This is a genomic window from Mesorhizobium sp. P2_F8 (genome assembly GCF_056403655.1).
In genome coordinates this window covers 59,798-75,594 of sequence record NZ_JBFUFB010000007.1, presented here as the reverse complement: position 1 = coordinate 75,594, position 15,797 = coordinate 59,798, and the positions used below count along the sequence as shown (strand labels likewise).

At 62.0% G+C, this 15,797-nt stretch carries 16 protein-coding genes; 5 read left to right on the top strand and 11 right to left on the bottom strand.

Features of this window, described 5'->3' with window-relative positions; genetic code table 11:
* The first annotated feature begins 51 nt into the window (after positions 1-51).
* From AC1DZP_RS18350 to AC1DZP_RS18340, 3 genes are all read left to right on the top strand, one after another.
* Positions 52-2,403: a xanthine dehydrogenase family protein molybdopterin-binding subunit gene (locus AC1DZP_RS18350; RefSeq protein ID WP_477304321.1), complete on the top strand. Its 2,352-nt coding sequence runs from the start codon at positions 52-54 to the stop codon at positions 2,401-2,403.
* 12 nt (positions 2,404-2,415) lie between these two features.
* Positions 2,416-3,213, top strand: a complete 798-nt coding sequence (locus AC1DZP_RS18345; RefSeq protein WP_457153142.1) for an FAD binding domain-containing protein — start codon at positions 2,416-2,418, stop codon at positions 3,211-3,213.
* 278 nt (positions 3,214-3,491) lie between these two features.
* The gene (locus AC1DZP_RS18340) at positions 3,492-4,514 is read left to right on the top strand and encodes an acyltransferase family protein (protein WP_095087524.1); all 1,023 of its coding nucleotides are present in this window, start codon (positions 3,492-3,494) and stop codon (positions 4,512-4,514) included.
* Between the two features lie 19 nt (positions 4,515-4,533).
* Here the strand turns inward: AC1DZP_RS18340 and AC1DZP_RS18335 are convergent, their stop codons facing one another.
* The 3 genes from AC1DZP_RS18335 to AC1DZP_RS18325 form a co-directional block, all read right to left on the bottom strand.
* Positions 4,534-5,019, bottom strand: coding sequence for an SRPBCC family protein (locus AC1DZP_RS18335; protein ID WP_095087526.1), 486 nt, complete (start codon positions 5,017-5,019; stop codon positions 4,534-4,536).
* A gap of 141 nt (positions 5,020-5,160) precedes the next feature.
* Entirely contained in the window at positions 5,161-5,658 is a 498-nt protein-coding gene (locus tag AC1DZP_RS18330) for a GNAT family N-acetyltransferase (protein WP_477304319.1), read from the bottom strand.
* A complete protein-coding gene (locus tag AC1DZP_RS18325; protein WP_477304317.1) occupies positions 5,655-6,431 on the bottom strand; it encodes a copper homeostasis protein CutC in 777 nt (258 codons plus the stop codon). Before AC1DZP_RS18325 ends, AC1DZP_RS18330 begins: the two co-directional genes overlap by 4 nt.
* A gap of 232 nt (positions 6,432-6,663) precedes the next feature.
* Between AC1DZP_RS18325 and AC1DZP_RS18320 the strand changes: the two genes are divergently transcribed.
* Positions 6,664-7,119 (top strand): carboxymuconolactone decarboxylase family protein, encoded by a 456-nt coding sequence (locus tag AC1DZP_RS18320; protein ID WP_477304315.1) that lies wholly within the window; start codon positions 6,664-6,666, stop codon positions 7,117-7,119.
* Between the two features lie 30 nt (positions 7,120-7,149).
* Here AC1DZP_RS18320 and AC1DZP_RS18315 read toward each other — a convergent pair whose 3' ends face one another.
* Positions 7,150-7,581 carry a cupin domain-containing protein gene (locus AC1DZP_RS18315; protein ID WP_477304313.1) on the bottom strand — a complete coding sequence of 144 codons (432 nt, stop codon included), beginning with the start codon at positions 7,579-7,581 and terminating at the stop codon, positions 7,150-7,152.
* A gap of 77 nt (positions 7,582-7,658) precedes the next feature.
* Positions 7,659-8,492 carry a PA3715 family protein gene (locus AC1DZP_RS18310; protein ID WP_477304311.1) on the bottom strand — a complete coding sequence of 278 codons (834 nt, stop codon included), beginning with the start codon at positions 8,490-8,492 and terminating at the stop codon, positions 7,659-7,661.
* 277 nt (positions 8,493-8,769) lie between these two features.
* Here AC1DZP_RS18310 and AC1DZP_RS18305 point away from each other — a divergent pair, with 277 nt between their 5' ends.
* The gene (locus AC1DZP_RS18305; protein WP_143748796.1) at positions 8,770-9,147 is read left to right on the top strand and encodes a hypothetical protein; all 378 of its coding nucleotides are present in this window, start codon (positions 8,770-8,772) and stop codon (positions 9,145-9,147) included.
* 108 nt (positions 9,148-9,255) lie between these two features.
* Here AC1DZP_RS18305 and AC1DZP_RS18300 read toward each other — a convergent pair whose 3' ends face one another.
* The 6 genes from AC1DZP_RS18300 to AC1DZP_RS18275 all read right to left on the bottom strand — a co-directional run bounded on the left by AC1DZP_RS18300 (position 9,256) and on the right by AC1DZP_RS18275 (position 15,737).
* Positions 9,256-10,005, bottom strand: coding sequence for a ribonuclease activity regulator RraA (locus AC1DZP_RS18300; protein WP_095087539.1), 750 nt, complete (start codon positions 10,003-10,005; stop codon positions 9,256-9,258).
* 21 nt (positions 10,006-10,026) lie between these two features.
* Positions 10,027-11,190, bottom strand: coding sequence for a mandelate racemase/muconate lactonizing enzyme family protein (locus AC1DZP_RS18295; RefSeq protein ID WP_477304308.1), 1,164 nt, complete (start codon positions 11,188-11,190; stop codon positions 10,027-10,029).
* A 33-nt stretch (positions 11,191-11,223) separates the two neighbouring features.
* Positions 11,224-12,321, bottom strand: coding sequence for an ABC transporter ATP-binding protein (locus tag AC1DZP_RS18290; protein ID WP_477304306.1), 1,098 nt, complete (start codon positions 12,319-12,321; stop codon positions 11,224-11,226).
* A 10-nt stretch (positions 12,322-12,331) separates the two neighbouring features.
* Positions 12,332-13,222, bottom strand: a complete 891-nt coding sequence (locus AC1DZP_RS18285) for a carbohydrate ABC transporter permease (RefSeq protein ID WP_477304304.1) — start codon at positions 13,220-13,222, stop codon at positions 12,332-12,334.
* Positions 13,219-14,178, bottom strand: coding sequence for a carbohydrate ABC transporter permease (locus AC1DZP_RS18280; RefSeq protein WP_477304302.1), 960 nt, complete (start codon positions 14,176-14,178; stop codon positions 13,219-13,221). Before AC1DZP_RS18280 ends, AC1DZP_RS18285 begins: the two co-directional genes overlap by 4 nt.
* Positions 14,179-14,258: 80 nt before the next feature.
* A complete protein-coding gene (locus AC1DZP_RS18275; RefSeq protein WP_477304300.1) occupies positions 14,259-15,737 on the bottom strand; it encodes an ABC transporter substrate-binding protein in 1,479 nt (492 codons plus the stop codon).
* Positions 15,738-15,797 lie beyond the last annotated feature (60 nt).

The window sequence follows — 15,797 nt, the reverse complement described above, 5'->3', positions numbered from 1 at the left end:
GCCATTCACTACTCACTATTCGCTATTTCAGCATTTCGGGAGGAATTTCTGATGGGCATTGAAGGTGTTGGCGCTCGGGTCGCGCGCAAGGAAGACAAACGATTCATCACCGGCGCCGGCCGCTATGTCGACGACATGGTGGTTCCCGGCATGAAGCACGCAGCCTTCGTGCGCAGCCCGCACGCGCATGCGCAGATCAAGAAGATCGACGTCAAAAAGGCTCAAGCCATGCCCGGCGTCATCGGCGTGCTGACCGGCAAGGAGCTCAAGGCCGACGGCATCGGCAACCTCATCTGCGGCTGGATGATCCACTCCAAGGATGGTTCCCCGATGAAGATGGGGGCGTGGTCGCCACTTGCTTTCGACCGGGTCCGCTATGTCGGCGATGCCGTCGTCATCGTCGTGGCCGAGACCAAGGGCCAGGCGCGTGATGCCGCCGAGGCGGTCGAGATCACCTACAAGGAGCTGAAGGCCGTCGTCGATGCCTCGAAGGCGATGGACAAGGGCGCGCCGCAGATCCACCCCGAGGCCGACAACAACCTGATCTTCGACTGGGACATCGGCAATGCCGACGAGACGGCCGCGGCGTTCAAGAAGGCGGCCCATGTCGTCAAGATGGATATCATCAACAATCGCCTCGTGCCGAACGCCATGGAGCCGCGCGCGGCTCTTGGCCACTACGACAAGGCAGAGGACCACTACACCTGCTGGACGACGTCACAAAACCCGCATGTAGCGCGGCTGGTGATGAGCGCATTCTACAATGTCGCGCCGGAAAACAAGCTGCGGGTCATAGCGCCCGATGTCGGCGGCGGCTTCGGTTCGAAAATCTACATCTATCCCGAAGAGATCGTCTGCCTGTGGGCGTCGAAGAAGACCGGCGTGCCTGTCAAATGGGTGGCCGACCGCACCGAGAGTTTTCTGACCGACGCACATGGTCGCGACCATCACACCCATGCTGAAATGGCCTTCGACAGCGATCACAAGATCCTCGGCCTGAAGGTCGAGACCAAGGCGAATCTCGGCGCCTACATGTCGCTGTTCTCGTCGGCGACGCCGACCTACCTCTATGCGACGCTGCTGTCGGGCCAGTACAACATCCCCGCCATCCACGCCAATGTGAAGGCGATCTACACCAACACCGCACCCGTCGATGCCTATCGCGGGGCAGGGCGGCCGGAAGCAACCTTCGTCATGGAACGCATGATGGAGACCGCCGCGCGCCAGTTCGGCGTCTCACCCGCGGAGTTGCGCCGCAAGAACTTCATCACCTCGTTCCCGCACCAGACGCCGGTCATCATGTGCTACGACGCCGGCGACTATGCCGCTTCGCTCGACGCGGCAATGAAGGCGTCGGACTATGCCGGCTTTGCCAAGCGCAAGGCTGCCGCAGCCAAGAAGGGGCTGCTGCGCGGCATCGGCATGAGCTGCTACATCGAAGCTTGCGGCATCGCACCGTCGGCGGCGGTCGGCAGTCTTGGCGCCGGCGTCGGTCTGTGGGAATCAGCGGAAGTGCGGGTCAATGCCGTCGGCACGATCGAGGTGCTGACCGGCTCGCACAGCCATGGCCAGGGCCATGAGACGACCTTCGCGCAACTGGTCAACGAGCGCTTCGGCGTGCCGCTCGATTCGGTCTCGATCGTCCATGGCGACACCGACAAGGTGCAGATGGGCATGGGCACCTATGGCTCGCGCTCGGGTGCTGTTGGCATGTCGGCCATCGTCAAGGCACTCGACAAGGTCGAGGCCAAGGCCAAGAAGATCGCCGCTCATCTGCTCGAGGCTGACGAGGGCGACATCATCATCGAGAACGGCGCGCTGAAGGTCGCCGGCACGGACAAGAACGTGCCATGGTTCCAGATGGCGCTCGCCGCCTACACCGCCCACAACCTGCCGGGCGGCATGGAGCCCGGGCTGAAGGAAACGGCGTTTTATGATCCGTCGAACTTCACCTTCCCGGCGGGCTGCTACATCTGCGAGGTCGAGGTCGATCCGGAAACCGGCATGACCGAGATCATCCAGTTCGTCGCCGCCGATGATTTCGGCAACATCATCAATCCGATGATCGTCGAGGGCCAGGTGCATGGCGGACTGGCGCAAGGCATCGGCCAGGCGCTGCTCGAAGGCGCCCACTACGACAATGGCGGCCAACTGCTGACCGCGAGCTACATGGACTACACCATGCCGCGCGCCGGCGACCTGCCGTCGTTCAAGGTCTCGACCTCGAACACGCCATGCCCGGGCAATCCGCTCGGCATCAAGGGCTGCGGCGAAGCCGGCGCCATCGGCTCGCCGCCGGCGGTGATCAACGCCATCACCGACGCCATCGGCAGCAACGATCTTGCCATGCCGGCATCGCCGTCCACCGTGTGGGCAGCGATCCGCGCGACGACGAAACACTGAGGAGGAACGAGCATGTATTCGGTCAACTATCACCGCGCCGCCTCGGTCGCCGACGCCGCCAAACTGGTCAAGGCGGGCGATGCGAAGCTGCTTTCGGGCGGCATGACGCTGATCCCGGCGATGAAGACACGGCTTGCCGCGCCCTCCGACCTTGTCGACCTGTCGAAGATCAAGGAGTTGCAGGGGGTCAAGGTGTCGGGCAAGACGGTGACCATCGGCGCCGCGACCACGCATTACGACGTTGCCAATGACGAGAAGCTGAAGAAGGCCTGCCCGGCGCTTGCCCATCTGGCGTCGCTGATCGGCGATCCGGCGGTGCGCCACCGGGGGACGATCGGCGGCTCGATCGCCAACAACGATCCGGCGGCCGACTATCCGGCGGCGCTGCTGGCGCTGGGCGCCACCATCGTCACCAACAAGCGCCAGATCGCCGCTGACAAATTCTTCAAGGGCCTGTTCGAGACGTCGCTGAAGGAAGGCGAGATCGTTACCGCCGTCACCTTCACCGCGCCGGCTAAGGCGGCCTATGAAAAGTTCCGCAACCCGGCATCGCGCTATGCGATCGTCGGTGTGTTCGTGGCCAAGGGCAAGGATGGCGTCAGCGTCGCCGTCACTGGCGCCGGTGATGACGGCGTCTTCCGTTCGAAGGAGATCGAGGCAGCCCTGGCCAAGAATTTCGCGGCCTCGGCGCTCGAAGGCGTGAAGGTATCGGCGAAGAATTTGATGACCGACATCCACGCCTCGGCCGACTACCGCGCCAATCTGATCGCGGTGATGGCCAAGCGCGCTGTGGCTGCCGCCACCGCCTGACACCATCAGCCGCGCACAAGGAAAGGGGCCCCTCGGCCCCTTTTTCGCGTGCGGTGACCTGCAACTGTCCGGTTCCGATGGGATCGCCTCAGCGCGCCAACCGTTTGCTTGAAGCAATTCCCGTCCATACTTCGCCAGGAACTGCGTCAGCGACAATCTCGCACTTGCACAAAGCGATATTGCACTGCACTATGCCAGTGACCAAACGCGAGCCGGGTTGTTAGTGTCGATCACGGCCTGCGACCCTTTCAGCATCTTTCAATGCGAAGGGAGCCGGCATGACCGACATCTCCGCGACGCATGTCGTTGCGTCCCGACCCGTCGCCGACAGAGCGGCCAGAACAAGACTGGCCTATCTCGATGGCTGGCGCGGCCTGTCGATTGCCCTGGTGCTGATCGGCCATTTCTTTCCTGTTCCCGGGATCAATCTGGGTGTGCTGGGCGTCGAATTCTTCTTCGTGCTCAGCGGCCGGCTGATGAGCGAGATCCTGTTCATCGAGCGCTACCCGCTGAAGAAATTCTTCAAGCGGCGTTTTTCCCGCATCTATCCGGCACTTCTGGTCTTCGTGGTCGTCGCCATGATTGCGCTCTCCGGCACATTCATTGCCTTCAAATGGAAGGCGGCGCTGACCGCGCTGACATTCACCTACAATTATGCCGGCATTCTCGTCACGCGGGCGGGCGCACTCGACCATATCTGGTCGCTCTGCATCGAGGAGCACGCCTATATCATCCTGGCGCTGATCAGCGTCGTCGTCTTAAGCCGCTCTCGCGTAGTCGTGCTGCTCCTGGCGCTGGCCTTGCTTGCCATGGCCAATGGAGCGGTTTCGTACTGGGTGTTCGGGATGGACTACGAAACCACCTACTGGCGCACCGATGTGCATATCGCCTCGATCCTGCTGTCGGCCTCGATCTGCCTGCTCAAGGCCGATGGCAGGCTGCCGGCGATCTTCAGAGGCAGGCAAGTGGCTCTGGCGGCATCGGTCTTCGCCGTTCTTCTGTTCCTCGATCCAGTGCCGACGCCGATCCACTATCTCTTCGCGGTGCCGCTGCTGGCGCTGGCCGTCAACGCACTCGATTTCAGCCCGCGCTATCTGACCGGATTGCTGTCCTCCTGGCCGATGGCGACGCTGGGGCTGTGGTCGTACTCGCTCTATCTGTGGCAGCAGCCGTTCTACAAATTTGTCTACGAGCAAGGCAGCGCTCCGATCCCGATGCTGGCCGGGGTCTTTGTCTGCGCGCTTTGCAGCTACTACATCGTCGAGCGACCGGCACGCGAATGGCTCAACCGCAACTGGTAATGCCGCAGCGCTGTCGGCCCTAAGCCGACCGGCGCTTCTTGTCCGTCAGATACCGCTTGAGGCCGGCTTCGCCGCGCGGCGTCGTCCAGCGATGGTTCCAGGCGAAGGCCTGCCGTAGCAGCGGTGCGAGGAATTTGAGGATCGGCCGCAGCACCGTGACCTGCCAGGTCAATTGCACATGGGTGCCGGTGCCGGACGGCGACAATTCCGCCCGCCACAGCCCGTCGAAATCGCCAAGGGTTTTCACCACCACCAGCCTGCCGGGTTCGAGTTCGGCGGCCTCGATGATGAAGTTCAGCTCGTAGGGCAGGGCGCCGCGAGCCCGCGCCCTTGCGCGCGAACCGATGGTCGCCTTGCCCTTCCTGTCGAGTGGCACCACTTCCTTGTAGACATCGCCCCACCAGATCGGCAGCAGTTCGGCATCCGAGAGCACCTCCCACACTTCCTGCGGCGTGCCTTCGGGGATGTGCCAGCTTTCGTCGAATCGAAAGACGTTGCTCGGCATCGCGTTTCCTCCGGTTGGCGGAAACATTCATATTAGCTGCGGCTTCTTTGTGTGGCCAGCGCCAGCGGGATCAGCCGGAGATTCGCCTGATGTATCAGGCGGCGATCTGCCTGATGTATCAGGATAGATTCGCCTGATGTATCAGTCGGAAATCCGTCTGATGTAGTAGCGCACCGCCTTCTTGCCGCCGTGGATGACGGCGTCGCCGGCTTCGGCGAAGCCAAGCGCGGCGTGGAAGGCATCCGAGGCGGGGTTCGGCGGGTCGGTGTTGACTTCGCAGGTGACCAGAGTGTGGCCGGCGCGCTCAACGTGGCCGAACAGATCCTGATAGAGCCGGCGGGCATGGCCGCGGCCACGCGCTTGTGCTGCCACGACGACACGGTCGACATAGACGAAGCGGGGGTAGCGTTCGCGGAACCAGACGAAGTTCGGGCTGTCGTAAGGGGCGTCCTGGTCGAAGGTCATGATGAAGGCTTCGAGATTGCCGATGCGCCGCGTGTAAAACGCCTCGCCGAGCAGGAAGGACAGCCGTTCGGGCTCCAGCCACGACAGTTCGGCTGCGTGCTCGTTGTTGAGCGCGAGGATCGCCGCTTCGTCTTCGGCCGATACAAGGCTGATCGGGGCAGGCGTCGCGCTCATGCCTTCGCAGCCGCGATGGTGGCCGCCACGAGGTCCGTGTCGGTCAAGGTGTTGCGGTACTCGCGGTCGAGGTCGGAGCCGCCCATGCCGACATGCGGGTTGCGGTAATCCATGGCGCTTGGCACGTCCTTGAGGGCTGCGAAATGCATTTCTGACAACCCGGTTTTTCCCAGCACTTCGGCGATGTTGCCTAGGTCCAGCCCACCGCAGCCGAGGATGACGATGCGGCCGCCGGCCTGTCGGACCAGATCCGCCAACAGCGACATGCCCTCGACCGCCGTGTCGCGCTGGCCGCTGGTCAGCACGCGGCCAACCTTGCTGCGGATCAGCGCTTCGAGCGCCTCGGCGGGGTCGCGGGTCATGTCGAAGGCACGGTGGCAGGTGACGTTCAAGGAGCCGGCGGCTTGCGTCAATTCACTCATGCGCGCCTCGTCGATGGTGCCATCGGCGTTCAGGCAGCCAAACACCACGCCGGGCACGCCGAGGTCGCGCAGTGCTGCGACATCGGCGAGCATCGAGGCGTACTCGGTTTCGCTGTAGAGAAAATCGCCGCCGCGCGGCCGCACCATGACGTGGAACGGCACGGTCGCCTGATCTAGGGCGGCGCGCACGGTGCCGAGGCTCGGCGTGATGCCGCCTTCAATGAGGCTGGCGCACAGTTCGACCCGGTCGGCGCCGGCCGCCTGCGCGGCCAGCAGGCCATCAATGCCTTCGACACAGATTTCGATCAGCGGCAGGCGAGTTTCTTTGGTCAAGGGGCGATCCAGTTCCATGATATCGGCGCCAGCCCTAGCATCAGGCCGGTTGGCGCGAAAGCGTGAACAGCGCCCGGCCATTTGGGCCAGGCGGCAAACTCCCTGCTTGACAGTCAAATAATCGTTGGGTTATGGATTAATCATAACCGGATGGTTATTAATTTCACAGACCGAACTCAGAAAACCTGGATGCGCGGCATCCGGGCCGACGAGACACGGCCTGACGAAACCCTTCAAAAGGAGAAAGACCATGCAAGCAAGAATCAAGAATCCCGTGGTGCTCATTCCCGGCTCCCTGCAGGCCTTGTTGGCGCTGGACAAGTCGTCCGAGGCGGCCGAATTGCCCTATGTGACGCGCAAGCTCATCCATCTGCGAGCCAGCCAGATCAATGCCTGCAGCTTCTGCGTCGACATGCATGCGCGCGAGTTGAAGAAGGCCGGCGAAAAGGACGAGCGCATCTTCGCCCTCGCGGCTTGGCGGGAGACGCCGTACTTCACCGATGCCGAACGCGCAGCGCTGGCGCTGGCCGAGGCCGGCACACGGCTTGCCGACCGGCCCGACGCGGTGCCGGACGATGTATGGGACGAAGCCGCCCGGCATTACGATGAAAAGGCGCTCGCCGCCCTGGTCATCCAGATCGCGCTGATCAATGCCTTCAACCGGCTCAACGCTACGACACGGCAGGTGGTCGGCGCCTGGGGCTAGCCTTGGAGCAAAGGGCGTCGACCTTGGCCGCTACTGGCGCAACTCCGTGTTCTTGGCGCCTTCCTCGACCTGGTCGATCACCAGCAGCTTGACCGGACCATCGCCGATGTTGGTGGCCTGGTGCCATTGGCCGATCATTTCGATGATGAAATCTCCGGTCTTGTAGGTGTTGCTGTTGCCGGTCTCGACATTGGTAACCTTCAGCGTCCCGGCCTGGACATAGGCGTAGCGCGGGAAGGGGTGTCTGTGCACCGGCAAGGTCGCACCCGGCGCGATGTCATAGGTCGACACCAGAACCTGCACGCTCTTCTGCGGCAGCGTGATCGGCTGGCCGGAAGCAGTCGTCGTGCGCGATGCCAGCGGCGTCACGACGACGGGCGTGCCGCTGCTGTCCAGCGCCAGGGCGGGGTGAGCAAATGACGCGACCGCCAGCAGCAATGCCGATGCCAAGATTTTCCGCATGAATCCTCCAGAAGCAACACATCTATCGCGCGGCGGCCTAGCGCGTGCAAGCACGCTTCTCGACGCGAGCGGCTTTCTCACGGTTCCATTGCCTTGAGCGCCGCCGGAACCGGATAGCGATTGCCGTCGTAGCGCAGCCGGTAGGTCCGCTTCACGGACTTGCCGGGATGAGACTGGCACTCGCCGTCCTTGTCGGGCAAGGGTTCGTCGGTATCCGCCTGCTCGATCGCTGTGATGTCGTGATAGCCATGGTGGCTCGCCGCGCTTATCGCCAGGCTGACCTGGCTGGAATGAAAGGATCCGGCGCAACTGGCGTCGCCTTCGCCGCCATGGCCGGTCACGGCAAGGCCGCCGAGCACCAAGCGCAAGGCATCGCCGGCGACGGTATAGAGCCGCAGGCCGGTTTCGTTGAATGGATTGGCCTGCGAATGGGTTGCCAGTTCGATGCGCAGGCCAAAGGCGGAGACATCGGGTGCCAGCCGATAGCGACCGGTATCGAATTCGACCTTGCGGATGGCGATGGCGTCATCGGTCATCAGGCCGGGCTGGAGCAGGCGCTGGCGCACGCCCAGGCTCTTCCTGTCGACGACCAGAAGCTCGATATCGCCAACATGCCCGTCATCGCTGGATACGGCGCTGTCGATCAGCGGCACTGCGACCAGCAGCAGGTCATCATGGGCAGGCCAGATCTTGCAGACCAGGCCAACTGGGTTTTCGTAGTCCGGGAGCGTCAGGGGGATGCTGATATGGGGTTCGAGGGCCAGCGAGGTGGCGTCGACGCTCCTCTTGGCCTTGGGGTAGGCCTGCTGCACCAGGGCGACAACATCGCCGCAATCGCCGGCCGAGGCCCAGGTGGGAGACAGACTGGCCGCGGCGAGGCCGAGGAAGAGGGTGCGCAACACTATTCGCATGGGATTCTCACGTCGCAGGGCCGAGTTCGCTTGGCGATCCGCGTGTACCACAGTTGTTGCGTTTGGACGGGCCGGATTTTGCAACGTTACCTTCATCAACAAGATCAGTCGCCACTCCGCGCTCGCCGCTCGATGAAGCGTCTTATATTAGCCAGCAACGATATATTAACGGCTGTGGTGCAGCCTTTCCGTTGGGGACGGGGGAATGCCCTCCCCATCGACGTTCCAACGCGCGTCCTTGGAGCAGCGGGACGCTCGACCAATGCGGGGAAAACGCATGAGTGTCGGAACAGCTCTCGAACAGTTGCTGCGATTGATCCATCGCAGGGCCATGAAATTGGCCGCGTTGCCGGAGGATGAGAGAGATTTACACTACGATCTCATTCGCCGCACATGTTGCGATGCCGCCGAGCACGTTGGGCAAAGCCCCGACAAGGCAGCCATCACGGCAAACGATATGGTTGAGTTTGTTCGCGCACTGGTCGGAATCATTGAAGTGGGTCGTGAACCAGACCAAGGGCGAAGCGCCGATCGCCCGCTGCCAGCACGCCATTTTGGCAGCCGGGAGAATGTCACTACACCTAGCGTCGGCGCTTCATTGGTGTCGCCAATTTGGCGTGACATTCGGCGTACTTCGGGGGCTGGATCTCGCTAGTCCAGGCTGCCAGATCGAAAGCGACGCCTACGGCGAAATCCACTCCCAGTTGTTGCGTAGACGCCGGCGTTGCCGCCAGAAGGTCCGCTGCCCGCCGCAAGGGAAGCGCTAACTTGGGTTCTCCAGGCGGTTGGCTTTTCGCCACGCCTCGTACTCCCCGCGGGCATCGTCATGCAGCGGATAATATCGTTGCAAAGACCCGCCCTCCATGAGCTTCGCTCGTGAGAACTCCTCCCAATCGTGATGCTTCTGCGATTCATCGATCACTTTTGCGGCCATTGCGACGGGAAGCACCACCACCCCGTCGTCGTCGGCGACGATGATGTCGCCGGGGATCACCGTGACACCGCCACAGGCAATCGGAACGTTGACGGCATTGGGATAGATGCTGGTCTGCACATGATAATTTGGCGTCCAGCCGCGCAGCCATAGCGGCAGATCGAGCTTTTCGACATTGGGCCGGTCGCGCATGCATCCATCGATGACGATACCCGCGCCGCCTCTGCCCTTGAAATACGTCGACATCATATCGCCGAAGACGCCCGAGCTCATGTCGCCGCGCGCGTCGACCACGACCACGTCGCCTTCCTGCGCGTGATAGAGCACGTGCCGGTGCAGTTGCGTCTCCGGATCGGCATATTCTCCCTCGTTGAAGAGGTCCGGCCGCTGCGGCAGGAATTGGAGCGTCAGCGCCGGCCCGACGATCGACTTCCCGTGGTTTTGCGGCACGGGACCAACCATGTGCGGATTGCGGAAGCCCATGTGGCCAAGTGTGCCGGCAACCGTCGCGGCGCCGATTTCCCTTAGCGCGTCGATCAGGTCTTTAGGCGGTCGCGTAATGTCGGGGGTATGCGTCATTTTAGACTCCGGTGGATGGAACTACCAGTTGGTAACAGAACCGTCGCGGCGCTTAAGGTGAGGCGCTTCCCAAAAACGAAAGCTCTCCGCCTGGACTGCCTCTTCGTTGACCTCGACGCCGAGCCCCGGCAGGTCGCTGACCGGATAATTGGGGCCGTCGAGCCGTGGTTGCACGGGGAAGAAGTTGGAATTGTCGAAGCCCAGCTTTCTTTCGGGCGCCCTAGTCTCAAGCCATGCGAAGTTGGGTACCGCGGCAGCGAGATGCACGGTCGCGGCCGTGCACACTGGGCCAAGGGGATTGTGCGGCATCAGGTCCACATAGTGCGCTTCGCTCCAGCCAGCGACTTTCATCGCCTCGGTGAACCCGCCGACATTGCAGATATCGAGCCGGTTGAACTGATGGATGCCGCGCTCGATGTAGGGGAGGAACTGCCACTTGCTGGCAAATTCCTCGCCGATGGCAAAGGGGATGTCGGTCATGGTCCTCAGGGATTCGTAGGCCTCCGGTGTCTCGTCGCGTATCGGCTCCTCGAGGAAATCAAGCACGCCACGGCCGAGCTTGTTGCAGAAGCTCGCCGCCTCGGCCACCGACAGCCGATGGTGATAGTCGATGCCGAGGACGACGTCGTCGCCCAGCGCCTCGCGCGCCTTGTTCAGCATGGTCGCGGTAACGCCGATCGACTCGCGCGGCTCGAAGATGTCCCTGCTGCTTTGCCCGACGGGGAAGAAGCGGATCGCCTGCCACCCCTGTGCGCAAAGTTCGCGGGCTCGTTCAATGGCAACATCGCCCTCGGCCTCGTCTCCGGTCGAGGCGAAGGTGGGGATGCGGTCGCGCTGCTTGCCGCCGAGCAGTTCGTACACCGGCACTCCAAGCGCCTTGCCCTTGATGTCGTGAAGGGCGATGTCGATGGCGGAAATCGCCGCCTGCAGAACGCGCCCGCCTTCGAAGTACTGGCTGCGATAGACCTCCTGCCAGATCCGCCCGATCTGCATGGGATCGCGGCCGATGAGAAACTCGCGATAGTGCTCGACCGCGCCGGCCACGGCCCTCTCGCGACCGCTCAAGCCGCTCTCGCCCCAGCCGAAAATGCCGTGATCGGTCTCGACCTTGACGAGCATCTGGTTGCGCGTTCCAACCCACACCGGATAGGGCTTGATCGCAATAATCTTAAGCTTCTTAGTCATCCAAGCCCACGTCCCACAAGCATCCGCCCGGTCTCAATCGGCCTTGAGGGCCATTTCAGTTTCGCCGTCGAACAGATGCATGCGCTCCTGGTCGAACTCGAGCCAGATCTGCTCGTCAGGCGCGACGGCAATGGTCGGCGGCACGCTGACATTGACGATGGCGCCGGACAGGAACGCCTGAACAAAGGTGACGTCTCCGGTCGGCTCCACCGTGTAGGCCTTTGCCGGGACGCTGCCTGGCACTGCACTCTTGTGGAGCTTGATCGTCGAGTGACGTGCGCCGAGCACGACTTTCTTGGTCGTTGCCTTCGCGACTTTGCGGGCGTTGCGCGGCGAGAGCTCAAGGGTCCAGCCCTCCGCGCTGGTCAGCACGGTGTTGCCGTTCGCTGTCGATGCCTGCAGAGGAATAAGGCTCATCGCCGGGCTGCCGATGAAGCTTGCGACGAACATGTTCATCGGATGGGCAAAGACCTGTGCCGGTGAATCGTATTGCTGCAGGAAGCCGCCGTTCATCACCGCCATCTTGTCGGCCATGGTCACGGCTTCGAGTTGGTCGTGAGTCACATAGATGATCGTCGCCTTGAGGTCCTGGTGGAAGCGCTTGATCTCCGACCGCATCTGCACGCGCAGCTTGGCATCGAGGTTGGAGAGCGGCTCGTCCATGAGGAATACGGCCGGGTCGCGGACGAGGGCACGGCCCAGGGCTACACGCTGCTGCTGCCCGCCGGAAAGTTCGCGCGGCTTGCGCTCGAGCAGGTGCGTCATGTCGAGCACTCGCGCCGCGTCCTTGACCTTCTTGTCAATCTCGTCCCTGGGCAATTTGCGCATCTGCAGCGGGAACGCCAGGTTCTTATAGACCGATTTCTGCGGATAGAGCGCGTAGTTCTGGAACACCATTGCGATGTCCCGGTCCTTGGGGTCGAGGTCGTTGACTACCCGGTCGCCGATGACGATGTCGCCCGACGTGATCGGGATCAGCCCGGCGACGAGATTGAGCGTGGTTGTCTTGCCGCAGCCTGAAGGACCGACGAGCGCGACGAACTCGCCATCGTTGACCGTCAGCGAAACGTTGTTGACAGCTTTGAAGCCGCCATAGGTCTTGACGAGATCTTTGAGGACCACGTGGGCCATCGGCAACTCCCTAGTGTTTGACCGCGCCTTCTGTAAGGGCGCGTACGAAGTATCGCTGCAGGACGAGGAACAACACGACGACGGGCACGCTCATCATAAAGCTGGCCGCCATCAGGCCCGGAAAGTCCGTCGTGTTTTCCGAGAAGAAGCGCTGGATGCCGACCGGCAGGGTCAACTGCTCGTTCTTGGAAAGGAAGGTGTAGGCGTAGATGTACTCGTTCCACGCGCCGATGAAGGAATAGATCGCGGTGGCGATGATCCCGGGCGTCGAAAGCGGCATCACGATCAGGATGAAGGCCTGGAACCGCGTTGCCCCGTCGATGCGCGCCGCCTGCTCGAGCTGCACCGGGATGTTGTCGTAGAAGCCCTTGAGCAGCCAGATCGCCAGCGGCAGGCCGAAAGTAAGATAGGTGAGGATCAGCGAGCCATGYGTGTTCACCAGCCCGAGCATGCGCATCAGTATGAACAGCGGCACGAGAAAGATCACAGCCGGGAACATGTTGCGCAGCAGCACGGCGAAGAACAGGAAGTTCCGGCCGGGGAAACGGAAGCGCGAAAACGCGTAGGCCGCCGGGACAGCCACGATCACCGAAAGGATTGTCGTGGCAGTCGACACGAAAAGGCTGTTCCAGAAGAAGCGCAGGAAGTCCTGGCCGACGCTGTTCTGCGGATCGAGCAGCTTCTGGTAGCTGGCAAGGGTAGGCTCGTCTGGCCACCATTGCGGCGGAAATTGCATCGCCGCGAAGCCGGACTTGATCGAAGTGAGCAGCATCCAGATCATCGGCAACGCGGTGTAAAGCAGCATGAACACAAGGAAGATGCGCCCGCCCCACCGCCATCCGTCGACGCGCATGCGGCGACGGGTCTGACCCCGAGAGGCTGTTTCGGCAATCGTGCTCATGCGCTCCCCTCTTTGCGTTCGTTGCCGCTTAGCGCACGGACATAGAAATAGCCCAGCGTCATCAGGATGAGGAACAGGAGCACCGAGTAGGCCGATGCCAMGCCCCATAGCTGTCGTCCGAAGGCGAGCTCATAAATATGGGTGATCCAGATATGCGATGCGTTGGACGGCCCGCCGCCGGTCATGATCCAGGGGATGATGAAGGAATTGAAGTTGGCCACTGCGAGCAGCAGGATGGTCACCGTCGAGACGCTGCTCAGATGCGGGAAGGTGACGTGCCAGAAGCGCTGCCACGCACTGGCCCCGTCGACTTTTGCGGCGCTCAGCAGCTGTTCGGGGACCGTCTGTAGGCCGGCCATCATCATGATCATGGCAAACGGAAACTCGCGCCAGATATTGACGACGATCAGGGAGGGCAGCACCGTGGTGACGTTGTCGATGAAATTCGGCGGCCGGTCGGCCCATCCGAGACCGACCAGCACCGCACCGATGACCCCGAAGTCCGAATGGTAGATCCACTTCCAGATGTAGGAGGCGGCGACGGCGCTGATAACCCAGGGAATGATCAGGATAGCGCGCAGGACGCCACGGCCGATAAAGTCGCGGTGGAGCGCCAGCGCGGAGCCAAACCCCAGGACGAAGGAGATGAAAGTCGATGCCAGTGTCCAGATCATCGTGTTCCAGGTGACTTTCCAGAACACCGGACTGGTGAGGATGTTCGTGTAGTTGTCGAAGCCGACGTAGATCTTGTCGCGCAGCTGTAGGCCTGGCGGCGTCTTAAAAAACGACAGCTCGATTGTGTAATAGATCGGATAGGCGATGACGATGAGCATCACGGCGATCGCCGGGAGCACGTAGGCGTAGTCGGCGCGATGCTCCCATACCCTCCGCAGCACGCCGGACCTACCGGATTGCAATCTTCGGCGAGCCTCGGCCTTACCGGTCACGATCGTCACTGTGGCGCGCCCTTATTTTCCTTGGAACGAACCGGCTGCACCGTCGGTGCAGGCCGGTCGAATCGTAAGCCAGGTTCAAACTAGAGTTTGCCTTCCACCAGGCTCTTCACCTTTTCGGCCGCGTCGTCCGCTGCCTGATCGACGGTCATCGCTCCGGTCAGGGCATTCTGCAGCATGTCCGGGACGATGATGTTCATGATCTCGGGAGACTGCGGCAGGGCTGGAAACGGGATGCCGTATGGCAGCATCGACGTCGTGACATCGAGGAACTTGATGCTGTCCAGACGTTCCTTCATCCATTTGGTCTTGAAGCCGTTGAGGTTGCCCGGGTTCGAGCCGGCGTAGGCCATCTTCAGCGACCATTCAGGGCTCGTCCACATGCAGATGATGGCCTTTGCAGCCGGCTCGTCCACCTTGCCGCCCTCGACATATTCGGGCTTCAGGATGTGAATGTTCGAGCCGCCGAATACAACGGCGCGCTTGCCGTCTGGGCCAGTCGGAATCAGCCCGTAGCGCATGTTGTCGATGACGGTCTGCGCCTTGTCCTTGTCGGTGCCCGTCGCCTTTTTCTGCAGGTCTAGCATGACGTTGTAGTCGGATGGGTGCGAGACCATCATGCCGAGTTGGCCGGCGAGGAACAGTGGCTGGTTATCGGCCTGCTGGTTGGTGAGTGCCGACACCGGAACCGACTTGTCGCGAACATACATATCGTACGAGGCTTGCAGCGCCGCCTTGCTCTGGGGACTATTGAGTTCGACCTCCTTGTAGGTCGGGTTTGCGGTGGCTTCGTCGAAGACGCCGCCGCCGTAGGCCCATAGCTGCGGCATGAACCGGTACGGCGTGTTGCCGGCATTCTTGCGAGCCACGAGGCCGTAACCGGAAATGCCGAGCTTGTCGTGGATCTGCTTGGAATATTTGACCACGTCGTCCCAGGTCGCCGGAGCCTTGTCCGGATCAAGGCCGGCACGCTTGAAGACGTCGGCGTTCCAGATGAACGCCATCGTCTCGTTGTTGGTTGGAATGCCGTAGGTCACCCCGTCCCAGGTCACGGCCTTCATGGCGCCGGGCCAGAAATCCTCGGTCGAATACCCCACATCCTCGGGCTTGAGCGGCTGCAGATAGCCCTTTGCGGCGAACTCGGTACCACCCAGGATTTGCAGGCGGACCGCCATCGGCGCGGCATTGCCCAGGAGCGCCGTGCGGAACTTGTCGAGAAGGTCGTTGTAGGTGAGGGCCTGTTCCTCGAGCTGGATGTTTGGATAGGTCTTGCGGAAGGTCTCGAAGAATTCCTTGTAGTACTGGCGCAGGAGGTCGGGATCGCCCTCGAACACGCCCTGATACCAGAAAGTCAGTCGCCCCTTGTAGTCGAGCGGGGTGACTTTGCCGCAATCGGCGGCCGTATCAAAATCCTGCGTGCCCGCAATGGAACGCACATATTCCGGCGACCACTTGCTCAAATCGACCGGCGGCGCACCCAGCGCCGATGCGGACAGCGATACCACTAAAGCAGTGGAGATAGTGCCGCGCAGGACGGCACCGCCGAGTGTAATCCTCGTCATAGATATCCTCCAGGTTCTCTCCCATGCCGCTTTGCTTCGAGGCAAGCGGTCCATGCTCGT